10 protein-coding genes are annotated in these 11,588 nt (G+C 73.3%); 6 read left to right on the top strand and 4 right to left on the bottom strand.

From position 1 onward, the window contains the following. Positions 1–76 precede the first annotated feature (76 nt). From AC5L35_RS13415 to AC5L35_RS13405, 3 genes are all read left to right on the top strand, one after another. Positions 77–796: a 3-keto-5-aminohexanoate cleavage protein gene (locus AC5L35_RS13415; RefSeq protein WP_169394414.1), complete on the top strand. Its 720-nt coding sequence runs from the start codon at positions 77–79 to the stop codon at positions 794–796. 89 nt (positions 797–885) lie between these two features. Continuing rightward, on the top strand, positions 886–1,959 hold the full coding sequence (locus tag AC5L35_RS13410) for a ferredoxin reductase (protein ID WP_495059939.1): 1,074 nt from the start codon (positions 886–888) through the stop codon (positions 1,957–1,959). A gap of 10 nt (positions 1,960–1,969) precedes the next feature. Then, on the top strand, positions 1,970–3,145 hold the full coding sequence (locus AC5L35_RS13405) for a fatty acid desaturase family protein (protein ID WP_495059938.1): 1,176 nt from the start codon (positions 1,970–1,972) through the stop codon (positions 3,143–3,145). 184 nt (positions 3,146–3,329) lie between these two features. Here the strand turns inward: AC5L35_RS13405 and AC5L35_RS13400 are convergent, their stop codons facing one another. Both AC5L35_RS13400 and AC5L35_RS13395 read right to left on the bottom strand, forming a co-directional pair. Further along, positions 3,330–4,589, bottom strand: a complete 1,260-nt coding sequence (locus AC5L35_RS13400; RefSeq protein WP_495059937.1) for a PucR-like N-terminal domain-containing protein — start codon at positions 4,587–4,589, stop codon at positions 3,330–3,332. Positions 4,590–4,603: 14 nt separating this feature from the next. Next, positions 4,604–5,260 carry an ACT domain-containing protein gene (locus AC5L35_RS13395; RefSeq protein ID WP_495059936.1) on the bottom strand — a complete coding sequence of 219 codons (657 nt, stop codon included), beginning with the start codon at positions 5,258–5,260 and terminating at the stop codon, positions 4,604–4,606. A 324-nt stretch (positions 5,261–5,584) separates the two neighbouring features. Between AC5L35_RS13395 and gatC the strand changes: the two genes are divergently transcribed. The 3 genes from gatC to gatB are packed head-to-tail and all read left to right on the top strand — an operon-like array spanning position 5,585 to position 8,951. Then, positions 5,585–5,914 carry an Asp-tRNA(Asn)/Glu-tRNA(Gln) amidotransferase subunit GatC gene (gene gatC, locus AC5L35_RS13390; protein WP_495059935.1) on the top strand — a complete coding sequence of 110 codons (330 nt, stop codon included), beginning with the start codon at positions 5,585–5,587 and terminating at the stop codon, positions 5,912–5,914. Beyond that, complete coding sequence (gatA, locus tag AC5L35_RS13385) at positions 5,911–7,422, top strand: Asp-tRNA(Asn)/Glu-tRNA(Gln) amidotransferase subunit GatA (RefSeq protein ID WP_495059934.1); 1,512 nt, start codon at positions 5,911–5,913, stop codon at positions 7,420–7,422. The genes gatC and gatA overlap by 4 nt, the downstream gene beginning before the upstream one ends. After that, entirely contained in the window at positions 7,419–8,951 is a 1,533-nt protein-coding gene (gatB, locus tag AC5L35_RS13380; protein ID WP_495059933.1) for an Asp-tRNA(Asn)/Glu-tRNA(Gln) amidotransferase subunit GatB, read from the top strand. The genes gatA and gatB overlap by 4 nt, the downstream gene beginning before the upstream one ends. Before the next feature lie 152 nt (positions 8,952–9,103). Here the strand turns inward: gatB and atzF are convergent, their stop codons facing one another. Beyond that, positions 9,104–10,801: an allophanate hydrolase gene (atzF, locus tag AC5L35_RS13375; RefSeq protein WP_495059932.1), complete on the bottom strand. Its 1,698-nt coding sequence runs from the start codon at positions 10,799–10,801 to the stop codon at positions 9,104–9,106. Then, positions 10,798–11,532: a GntR family transcriptional regulator gene (locus AC5L35_RS13370; RefSeq protein ID WP_495059931.1), complete on the bottom strand. Its 735-nt coding sequence runs from the start codon at positions 11,530–11,532 to the stop codon at positions 10,798–10,800. The genes atzF and AC5L35_RS13370 overlap by 4 nt, the downstream gene beginning before the upstream one ends. Positions 11,533–11,588: the final 56 nt, after the last annotated feature.

Raw genomic sequence — 11,588 nt, 5'->3', positions numbered from 1 at the left:
TGTGCCGAGGGCCTCAGGTAGGGCCTCTCGGCTGTCGATCGTTGTACGACTCGGTTTTCGGTTCGGGGGTGGGAGTGTGCTGCAGGCCGTTCTGAACGGATCGCGGCCCGCGGACGCGCATCCGGCACTCCCGGTTCTCGCCCGGCATCTCGCCCGCGACGCCCGCGACGTGGCGCAGTTGGGGATCACCTCGGTGCACGTGCACCCCCGCGGGCCCGACCAGCAGGAGACGCTCGACCCGATCTACGTCGGCGACACCGTGGCGGCCATCCGGGCGCAGGTGCCCGGCATGGAGATCGGTGTCACCACCGGCCGCTGGATCCAGCCCGACCCCCTCAAGCGCATCGAGGCCGTGCTCGCGTGGGGGCACCTCGGGGTCGGCAAGCCCGACGTCTGCTCGGTCAACGTGCACGAGAAGGGCTGGGTCGACGTCTGCGCCGCGGCGGCCTCGGTGGGGATCGGTGTCGAACTCGGCGTCTGGACCAGCGGCGACGCCGTCACACTGCGCACCACCGGCGTGCCCCGGGGCACCACCCGCGTGCTGGCGGAGTCCACCGTCTCCGACCCGGAGACGGCCGTGGCCGAGGCGGTGCGCATCCTCCGCGCTCTGGGCACGCTCCCGGTGCCGATCCTGCTCCACGGCGAGGAGGACGGCGCCTGGCCCGTGCTGGAGTACGCGATGCGGATGGGCATCGACACCCGCATCGGCTTCGAGGACGTCCTCGTCACCCCCAGGGGATGGCTGGCCACGGGCAACGACCACCTCGCCGAGCTCGCGCTGGAGATCCGCGTCTGATCACGGTTTGGCTTCTGCAACAGAAGGGGCCGATCAGACGTGGTCGAGGACGTGGCCGACTGTGGGAAGCGCGCAATACCGTCGAGTACATGGGAGTTCTGGGCGAAATCGGACGGCGGGCGCGAGTGGCGGCCACGTGGTTCACGCAGCCGCTGCTGCCCGATGACCTGCTCGGCACGCTGAACCCACTGTGGTCCTCCCGGGAGCCGCACGCCCGCGTCGTGGGGCTGCGCCAGGAGACCGCCGACACCACCACCCTGCTGCTACGCACCGGGCCGGGTCGTCCGCGGCACCGCCCGGGTCAGTTCGTCGGTGTGGGTACGAGGCTCGACGGCGTCTGGCACTGGCGCACCTACTCGGTGACGTCCTGTCCCGGCGACCCGCTGCTCGCCGTCACCGTCACGGCGCTGCCGGGCGGCACCGTCTCTGGCGCACTCGCGCACGGCACCCCGGTGGGGACGCTGCTGCGGATCGGGCCGCCGGCCGGTGAGTTCGTGCTGCCGGAGCCGGTGCCGGAGAAACTGCTGTTCCTCACCGCGGGGAGCGGGATCACCCCCGTCATGGGGATGCTGCGCGACCTGGCGGCCACCCGGCCGAAGTCGCTGAGCGGGGCGGTGCTCGTGCACTGCGACCGCACGCCGTCCGACCTCGTCTTCGGCCCGGAGCTGCGGAAGCTGGCAGCCACCACCGGCTTGACGCTGGTGGAGCGGCACACCGCCGTGCGGGGGCGGCTCACCCCGGACAACCTCACCGACGACGTCCCCGACTGGGCGGCCCGCCAGGCGTGGGCCTGCGGGCCTGCCGCCATGCTCGACGCCTTCACCGAGCACTGGGCCAGGGCGGGCGATCCCGCCGCGCTGCACGTCGAGCTGTTCACACCCCCCGTGCCCGTCGCGACCGATGCCACCGGCGGCCGCGTCTCCTTCACCACCAGTGGGATCGAGGCCGACGCCGCCCCCGGCACGCCGCTCATGGTGGCGGGCGAGGCGGCGGGGGCGCTGCTGCCCAACGGCTGCCGCATGGGCATCTGCCACACCTGCGTGGGCCGGCTGCGCTCCGGCGCCGTCCGCGACCTGCGCACCGGCGACCTGCACGACACCCCCGGCGAACCCGTCCGCACCTGTGTCTCCGGTGCCGCGGGCGACGTCGAGATCGAACTCTAGGAGCATCCCCATGGCCACTCAGACCTTCGGTCCTTCCCTGACCCCCAGCGCCGCCGCGCACCTCACCGACGAGCAGGTCGAGGCCCTCGGTGCCGAGCTCGACGCGATCCGCGCCGAGGTGGTCGGCAGCCTCGGCGAGGCCGACGCCCGCTACATCCACCGCGTCATCGCGGTGCAGCGGGGTCTCGAGGTCGGCGGCCGCGCCGCACTGATCTTCTCCCGGTTCCCGCCGGCCTGGGTTGCCGGCACGGCCGCGCTGGCGGTGGCCAAGATCCTCGACAACATGGAGATCGGCCACAACGTCCTGCACGGGCAGTGGGACTGGATGCGTGACCCGAAGATCCACTCGACCACGTGGGAGTGGGACCACGCCTCGCCCGCGGCGTCGTGGAGGAAGTCGCACAACTACGAGCACCACACCTTCACCAACATCCGCGGCAAGGACCGTGACCTCGGCTACTCGATCATGCGGATCACTCCCGAGCAGGAGTGGAAGCCGGCCGACGTGTTCCAGCCGCTGGTGAACCTCGGCCTCTCGATGATCTTCGAGTGGGGCATCGCGATCTACGACGTCGAGTTCGAGAAGGTCAAGAACGGTACCAAGCCGTGGCCGGAGGCGAAGTCCGAGCTGATGGGCCTCTGGCGAAAGGCCCGGCGGCAGCTCGCGAAGGACTACGTGCTGTTCCCGCTGCTGTCCGGCCCCGGGTTCCTCAGCACGGTGGCCGCGAACGCCACCGCCAACGTCGCGCGGAACATGTGGTCGCACGCCGTGATCTTCTGCGGACACTTCCCCGACGGTGTCGAGACGTTCGAGGAGGAGCGGCTCGACGGTGAGACGAAGGGCCAGTGGTACGTCCGGCAGATGCTGGGGTCGGCCAACCTGTCGGGCAGCAAGCTGTTCCACCTGATGACGGGCAACCTGAGCCACCAGATCGAGCACCACCTGTTCCCCGACGTCCCGAGCAACCGGTACGCGGAGATCGCGCCGAAGGTGCAGGAGATCTGCAAGCGCTACGGCCTGCCCTACACCACCGGGTCGCTGCCGCGGCAGTACGGCAAGGTGCTCCGCAAGATCACCCGGCTGGCGTTCCCCGGTGGCGGCCCGAAGCACCCCGTGGCCCAGCCCGCCCGGCTGCCCGCCCCCGCCGGCCGCAAGCCCTCGGCCGCGGTACGCCTGGCCTCCTGACGCCGGACCACCCCCGCGAGTCGCCCGTTTCTGGTGGCCGAGTCGCCCCGCGGCGGAGGCTCCCGCGAGTCGCCCGCTTTTGGTGGGTGAGTCGCCCCTCGGCGGGGCGGCCGGTCGCGGAAGCTCCCGCGAGTCGCCCGTTTCGGGTGGGTGAGTCGCCCCTCATCGGACCCGCCCGTAGGCGTCAGGTCTCGGACGGCGGCTCGGCCCCGGCGCAGGAGTCCGTCGACATGCGCAGGGCCACCGCCAGTTCCAGCCGGGCGGCCGGGTCGTCCAGTGCTCCGCCGAACGTGTCCCGCAGCCCGGCGAGCCGGTACCGCACGGTCTGCGGGTGCACGTGCAGCGCCGCCGCGGTGGCGGTGATGTCGCCGTGCGCGTCCAGCCACGCCCGCAGCGTCTCCTCACCGCGGGCCGCGGCGCCGACCGGGAGCGCGCGCAGGGGAGCGACGGCCCGTTCGTAGATGTCGGCGGCGATCTGGGGTTCGGCCGCGAGGAGCAGCGCGAGCAGATGCTCGTCGGCACGGGCCAGCGTCTCGTCGGACCCCGGGTGGAGCAGGCCCGCGACGTGCAGCGGCCACGCCGCCTGCGCGCGGGCGACGGAGCGGTGGGCGTGGGCCGGGTCGACCACCGGGCCGAGCACAGCGCGCCGCCCGCCCAGGCCGGCGCGTACCCGGTCGAGCCAGCCGGGCCCGTCGGGTGCCGGGTCGGCGCGGAGCCCGTTGGCGTTCGCGGTCTGGCCGGTGCGCCCGCCTCCGCCGACCACTCCCACGGTGACGATGACGAGGCCCACCGGGTCGAGGTCGGCGGCGATCGCCGCAGGCAGCCGGGCCGCCACCGCCACGGCGTCGTCGACGATGAGTGCCGCGAGCCGCGCGGGCAGCACCCAGCCGGCGGCCGCGGCGACGCGTTCGACCTCGGCGGCTGCCGCCGGGGGGTGCCGGGCGAGCAGTTCCACGAGTGCGTGGCGGCGGGCCTGCAGCGAGCCCGCGCGGCTCGCCTCCTCGTCGGCCCAGCCGGCCACCGACGCCGCGGTGATCTGCTCGATGTAGCCGAACAGCGCCTCGGCCAGGCTGAAGATCACCTCCGGAGGCAGCTGCCGGGCGGTGGTGCTGGAGCCGAGCCTGCGCCACATCGTCCGCGTGCCGACCTGGTAGGCCGACTGCAGCGCCGCCAGCGTGCGGCCCTCGCGGTGTTCGAGCTGGCCGAGCGCCCGGTAGACCCTGGTGTCCCCGAGGGGCTCGTCCCGGCCGAGCAGGTCGATGAACTGCCCGAGCGCCACCGAGACGCCCTCGGTGATCCGCGTGCCGAACCGCCCGGTCAGTGGCCGGGCGTAGTCCGCCACCTCCGCGCGCACCGCGGCGATGATCTCGTCGGTCGTGCCGGCGAGCTCCGGCCGCAGTGCCGCGCCCACCCAGCTGGGTACCCGGGACCACGGCCGGTCCACGGGTCAGCTCCCCATCACTGGCTGCCGAGCACCGTCGTGACGATCCCGGCGAGGTGCGTCAGCCGGGCCAGCTCCGACGGCCGGAACGCCGGGCCGCCCGGCCTGCCGACCACCAGCGCGCGCGGGCCAGGTCCGAACGGAGCCGCCGCGAGCTCCGTGTCGAGAGCACTCCACGGGTCGGGCACCCAGTGCGCATCGGGATCGACGACGATCGCGCGGCGCAGCGGGAGCCACGGGAGGTCGCCCGCGCGCGTCTCCGGTGCCGCCGCGCTCTCGGCCAGCCGGTAGGACCGCGTGCCGTCGCGCTCGGCGACGAGCGCCCAGCCGGCCCGGAAGATCCGCGGGACGCCGTCGGCGAGCAGTTGCAGGCCGCGAGCCGGATCGACGGTGATCTCCTCGATCAGCTCGAGCTCCCGGTGCGTCTCGAGCTTGCCGGAATGGGGCCGCACCGACTCGACCTCGACGCCGGGCACGGACTCGGCCGCGGTGATCAGGACGTCCGGCGGCCGACCGGCAGGAAGCTCGACGGCCAGGTCGTCGACAGCATGTCCGTGCGCCCGCTCGACGACGTCGACACCGAGGATGTCGGCACCCGCGTTGCCCAGTGCCGTGGCGACGGCTCCGAGACTGCCCGGCTTGTCCGGCAGCACCACCCGGAGCAGGAACGACACACTTCACGTCCTCTCGCGAAAAGCCCCTTGAGCCGCACGGGACCGGCGCCACTCGGGTGGGCCGCCGCGGCACTCCGGGCGAGATTGTGTCAGGGTGCGCCCCCTCCGGCGCAACATCTGGCGGGGGCATCTGGATCAGCGCAGATCCGGCGGTCGCCGGGCGGCGGATCCGGACGGAAGCCCGGTTGCCGGACGACTAAGCTGGACGGTGAACGCCTGCGCCGGTGCCGCTGCGCCTGCCCGGCGCGCGGGGAGCAGGCCGCAGTGCACGCCGACACCACCCCGCAAACGCACCCTGAGCAGCATGCAACGCCCTGGAGGGACATGTCCGCCGATCCCGTGACCCCGGGTGGCGACACCGGGATCACCCGGGACGAGGTCGCGCACCTCGCCCGGCTGTCCCGGCTCGCCGTCACCGATGCGGAACTCGATGTCTTCGCCGGTCAGCTCGAGGTGATCCTCTCCGCGGTCCGCCGCGTGGGCGAGGTCGCCGCCGACGACATCCCGCCCACGTCGCACGCGGTCCCGCTGCAGAACGTGTTCCGGCCCGACGAGCTGCGCCCCGGTCTCACCCAGGAGCAGGCGCTCGCGTGTGCCCCCGCCGCCGAGGACGGGCGCTTCCGGGTGCCCCAGATCCTGGGGGAGGAGGCATGAGCGCGGAACTGACCCGCCTGACGGCAGCAGAGCTCGCCGAGAAGATCCACACGCGCGAGGTGTCGGCCGTCGAGGTCGCGCAGGCCCACCTGGATCGCGTCGCTGCCGTCGACGGCGAGGTGCACGCGTTCCTGCACGTTGCCACCGACGCGGCGCTGGCCTCGGCCGCGATGGTCGACGAGGGCCTGGCCGCTGGCACCGCGCCCGCGTCGCCGCTGGCGGGCGTTCCGCTGGCGCTCAAGGACGTGTTCACCACGCTCGACATGCCCACCACGGCAGGGTCGAAGATCCTCGACGGATGGCGCCCGCCCTACGACGCCACGGTGACGTCGCGGCTGCGCGCCGCGGGGATCACGATCCTCGGCAAGACCAACATGGACGAGTTCGCCATGGGCTCGTCCACCGAGTACTCGGCCTACGGCGTCACCCGCAACCCGTGGGACACCAGCCGTGTCCCCGGCGGGTCCGGCGGTGGCTCGGCTGCGGCGCTGGCGTCGTTCCAGGCGCCGCTCGCGATCGGCACCGACACCGGTGGCTCGATCCGGCAGCCCGCGGCGTTCACCGGCACGGTCGGCGTCAAGCCCACCTACGGCGGCGTCTCGCGCTACGGGCTCATCGCCTGCGCCTCGTCGCTCGACCAGGGCGGCCCGTGCGCGCGCACGGTGCTCGACGCGGCGCTGCTGCACGAGGTGATCGGCGGCTACGACCCGCTCGACTCCACCTCCATCGACGAGCGCGTCCCGTCGGTCGTCGAGGCGGCGCGGCTCGGGGCGTCGGGCGACCTGTCGGGGCTGCGCGTCGGCGTGGTGCGCGAGCTCGGTGGCGAGGGCTACCAGGCCGGCGTCCGTGCCTCCTACGAGGAGGCGCTGCGGCAGCTGGAGAAGCTCGGCGCCGAGCTCGTGGAGGTGTCGTGCCCGCACTTCGAGTACGGGCTCGCGGCCTACTACCTGATCCTGCCGAGCGAGGTCTCCTCGAACCTCGCCCGGTTCGACGCCATGCGCTACGGCCTGCGCGTCGACAAGGGCGCGTCGGCGGAGGAGGTCATGGCGGCCACCCGCGAGGCGGGCTTCGGGCCCGAGGTCAAGCGGCGGATCATGCTCGGCACGTACGCGCTCTCGTCGGGCTACTACGACGCCTACTACGGGCAGGCACAGAAGGTGCGCACGCTCATCTCGCGCGACTTCGCCGCGGCGTTCGGGCAGGCCGACGTGCTCGTCTCACCGGCCACCCCCACCACGGCGTTCCCCATCGGCGACAAGGTCGACGACCCACTCGCCATGTACCTCAACGATCTGGCCACGATCCCCACCAACCTGGCGGGCACCGCGGCGCTGTCGGTGCCGTCCGGGCTCGCCGACGGGCTGCCCGTCGGGCTGCAGGTGATGGCCCCCGCACTCGGGGAGGCCGTCATGTACCGGGTGGCGGCGGCGTACGAGGCCGCCCGCCAGGCCGAGGACGGTGGCCCGCTGATCAACCGTGTTCCATCGCTTCCGGGAGGTGCGGCATGAGCGAGCTTGCGAGCGAATCATCGACGCGGCGCGCCCCTGCCCTGGTCGACTTCGACGAGGTCGTGGAGCGTTTCGACCCGATGCTCGGGCTCGAGGTGCACGTCGAGCTCAACACGAACACGAAGATGTTCTGCGGCTGCCCCACCACGTTCGGCGCCGAGCCGAACACGCAGGTCTGCCCCACGTGCCTGGGCCTGCCGGGGTCCCTGCCGGTGGTGAACCGCACGGCGGTGGAGTCGGCGATCCGGATCGGGCTGGCGCTGAACTGCGAGATCGCGCCGTGGGGCCGGTTCGCGCGCAAGAACTACTTCTACCCCGACATGCCGAAGAACTTCCAGACGTCCCAGTACGACGAGCCGATCGCCGTCAACGGGTACCTGGACGTGCTGCTCGACGACGGCACCACCGTCCGCGTCGAGATCGAGCGCGCCCACATGGAGGAGGACACCGGCAAGTCCCTGCACGTCGGCGGGGCCACCGGCCGCATCCACGGCGCCGAGTACTCGCTGCTCGACTACAACCGGGCCGGCGTGCCGCTGATCGAGATCGTCACGAAGATGATCCCGGGCACGCGGGAGCGGGCGCCGGAGGTGGCGCGCGCCTACGTCACGGCGCTGCGCGACCTGCTGCGCGCGCTCGGCGTCTCCGACGTCCGGATGGACCAGGGTTCGATGCGCTGCGACGTGAACCTGTCGCTGTCCCCGCGCGACTCCGGGATCCTCGGCACCCGCTCCGAGACGAAGAACGTCAACTCGCTCCGCTCGGTGGAGCGCGCCGTCCGCTACGAGATGATGCGCCAGGCGGGCGTGCTGCTCTCGGGCGAGCCGGTCATCCAGGAGACGCGGCACTTCGAGGAGGCAGGCGGCAGCACCCGGGCCGGGCGCCGCAAGGAGACCGCGGAGGACTACCGGTACTTCCCGGAGCCCGACCTGGTGCCGATCGCCCCTCCCGCCGAGTGGGTGGAGGAGCTGCGGGGGACGCTTCCGGAGCCGCCGTGGGAGCGCCGCCGCCGGCTGCAGGCCGAGTGGTCGCTCACCGACGAGGAGCTGCGCGACCTGGTCAACGCCGGGGCGCTCGACCTCATCGAGGCCACGGTCGCCGCTGGTGCTCCCGCGGGGGAGGCCCGCTCGTGGTGGGTGGCCTACCTCGCCCAGCAGGCCAACTCGCGCGGCGTCGAGCTCGCCGGGCTGCCGATCACCCCGGAGCAGGTGGCGCGCGTGATCGACCTCGTCGCGTCCGGGGCGTTGAACAACAAGCTCGCCCGCCAGGTCGTCGACGGGGTGCTGGCCGGTGAGGGGGCGCCTGACGACGTCGTCGCTGCCCGCGGGCTCGCGGTCGTCTCCGACGAGGGTGCTCTCGTCACGGCTGTCGACGAGGCGCTGGCAGCCCAGCCGGACGTCGCGGAGAAGATCCGCGGCGGCAAGGTGCAGGCCGCCGGTGCGATCGTCGGGGCCGTCATGAAGGCGACGAAGGGCCAGGCCGACGCCAAGCGTGTCCGGGAGCTGATCATCGAGCGCGTCGGCGCGTAGCAGCGCCCCGCGGAAACCAGGCGACTCGCGCGACCTAACCGGGCGACTCGCGAGACAGAATCGGGCGACTCGCGGGCCGGGATCGGGCGACTCGCGGGGGCGGGGTCGGGTGGCCCCGGGCCCGTGGCCCGGGGCAGCCTCGGTGGGGTGGGTCAGTCGGCGGCACTCGCGGCGCGGTAGGCGCGCCAGCCGCCGTGCTCGGAGATGTCCCTGGCGTGCTCGGTGGCGCCGCGGTCGCAGAGGAAGCCGGTCACCGTCTCGCCGCCTGCGAGGGTGAGCGGCCCGAGCACGAGGGGGGCGGGCAGGGACGCGAGGAGTTCGCCCAGCACCGCAGGCGGTAGTGACCACAGCTCGCCGTCGATGTGACGACCGCTCGGGCCGGTGCGCACGAGCCCTGGCCGGGCCGGGGTGGTGCCGAGGTCGAACAGCCGGTAGTCGGGCGAGGTGCGCTCGGGTCGGATCAGCCGCGCGCCGGACAGCTGCCCGTTGAGGGGCTGGCCGGACAGGTGCGCGCCGACCACGAACAGGGGCAACCCGGCCGGCGCCGGGGCGGTGTCAGCGGGCTCGCCGGTGACGAGCCGGGCGATGTCCCCGACGACCCGGTCGCCGAAGGCCGGGGCCAGCACCGAGACGCCGAACGGGCCACCGTCCGCGGTCCCGGCAGGCACGGCGATCGCGGCCATGTCCAGGAGGTTGGCGAAGGTGGTGAACCGGCCGAGCCGGGTGTTCACCCCGATCGGGTCCTGCGCGACCTCGGCCAGGCTCGGGTGCTCCGGCGCGGTCGGCAGCAGCAGGGCGTCCACGCCGGCCAGCCGCTCGGCTGCCGCCACCTTCAGCTGGTCGAGCCGTTCGAGGTCGGCGACCAGCCGGTGGGCGGGGATCGTGCGTGCCGCGCCGATGATGGTGCGCACGCTCGGGTCGATCTCGTCGCCGCCGGACTCGACCGCTCTTCCGACCGCGGCGTACCGCTCGGCCACCAGCGCCCCGTCGTAGAGCAGCCGGCCGGCCGCCAGGAACGGTTCGATGTCGGTCGGGACGATCGTGACGCCGTGGGCGGCGAGCCGGTGGCACGCCGCGTCGAACGCCGCGAGCCGCTCCGCGGACATGCTGCCCAACTGGCCCGGCAGCGGCACGGCCACCGTCGGGCGGGCCGGTGCGGCGAGCGGGGCGTCGGAGGGGATCGGCCGCCACGGCCGGTCCGGCGCGGGCCCGGACATCGTGGCGAGGGCGTGCTCGGCTGCGCCCACGCTGGTGGCGAAGACGCTCACGCAGTCGTAGGAGCGGGCCGCGGGGACGACGCCGCTGGCGGGGATCAACCCGAAGGTCGGCTTGAACCCCACGATGCCCTGGAACGCCGCGGGGACCCGGCCGGAGCCCGCCGTGTCGGTGCCGACCGCCAGATCGACGATGCCGAGTGCCACGGCGACCGCGGAGCCCGAGCTCGACCCGCCGGAGACGCGGTCGGGCAGACCGGCGCACCGCACCGCGCCGTACGGGCTCCGGGAGCCGGTCAGCCCGGTGGCGAACTGGTCGAGGTTGGTCTTCCCGAGCACGATCGCGCCCCGCTCGGTGAGCCGGGCGACCGCAGGCGCGGACACCTCCGGGAGACGGACGAACGACGGGCAGGCCGCCGTGGTGGGCAGACCGGCGACGTCGATGTTGTCCTTGACCGCCACGAGCACCCCGTGCAGCGGGAGGTCGTCGCCGTCGGCCGCCCGGGCGTCGAGCGCCGCTGCCTCGTCGAGCACCGCCTCGGGCTCCCGCAGGTGGATCCACACCTCGGGCCGGTCGAGCCGGTCGATGAGGGCGTAGGCGGCCGTCACGCGGTCCGTGGCCTTCCTGCCCGTCATGACCTGCCCCGGTGCAGCGTCATCTGCGTCAGCGCGCGCACCACGCGCTGCTCGACCACGTCCAGGGACTCGCCGACGTGGCGGTGCAGCGCGGCGAGCGCGTCGGTCAGGCGGCCCCGCAGCACCAGCTCGGCGATCTCGATGTGCTCGGCGATCGTGGACTCGATCCGGTCGGCGGTGAGGAAGTCGTACATCCGCACGGGCCGGATCCGCGTGTTCACCGTCTCGAGCGCCGCCACCAGTGCGAGGTTGCCCGACGAACGGCACAGGACGATGTGGAAGTCCTCGTCGAGCAGGACGAACCGGGGATCGGCGGGCGGCGGGTCCTCGAGCATGTCCCGCCAGCCCTGCAGCAGCGGCTCGAGCAGCCCGGCGTCGTGCACGATCGACCCGGACTCCAGCGCTCGGGAGAGGCCGCGCAGCTCGATGGTGATCCGCAGCTCGTAGAGGTCACGCAGCTCGGGCAGGTCCGGGAGCACCGGGTAGTACCCGCCGTCCATCCGGACCAGCAGGCCGTCGACGGCCAGCCGGATCAACGCCTCGCGGACCGGCGTGCGGGAGACGCCGAGTTCGGCGGCGAGCCGCTCCTCGCGCAGCCGGGTCTGTGCGCCGAACTCGCCCGTCATCAGCCGGTGCTGCAGGTCCGCGTACACCTGCTCGCCCAGGGAGCTGCTCTTCCGCTCCCGTGCGCCACCGCCCGGCGACGCTCTCGTATACCGATCCGTATCCACGTCCGTCGACGGTAGGAACGCGGGATTTCCGAACGATGGCGGCGGTGTTACGCACG

It is taken from the genome of Pseudonocardia sp. OZ21 (assembly GCF_059359135.1).
This window is presented reverse-complemented; position numbering and strand designations above follow the sequence as displayed.

What these genes read in the sequence shown, in the direction of transcription:
- AC5L35_RS13410 (WP_495059939.1), top strand. Translation starts at nt 886, where the DNA reads ATGGGAGTTCTGGGCGAAATCGGACGGCGGGCGCGAGTGGCGGCCACG.
- gatA (WP_495059934.1), top strand. Translation starts at nt 5,911, where the DNA reads ATGAGCGCGGAACTGACCCGCCTGACGGCAGCAGAGCTCGCCGAGAAG.
- AC5L35_RS13405 (WP_495059938.1), top strand. Translation starts at nt 1,970, where the DNA reads ATGGCCACTCAGACCTTCGGTCCTTCCCTGACCCCCAGCGCCGCCGCG.
- gatC (WP_495059935.1), top strand. Translation starts at nt 5,585, where the DNA reads ATGTCCGCCGATCCCGTGACCCCGGGTGGCGACACCGGGATCACCCGG.
- atzF (WP_495059932.1), bottom strand. Translation starts at nt 10,801, where the DNA reads ATGACGGGCAGGAAGGCCACGGACCGCGTGACGGCCGCCTACGCCCTC.
- gatB (WP_495059933.1), top strand. Translation starts at nt 7,419, where the DNA reads ATGAGCGAGCTTGCGAGCGAATCATCGACGCGGCGCGCCCCTGCCCTG.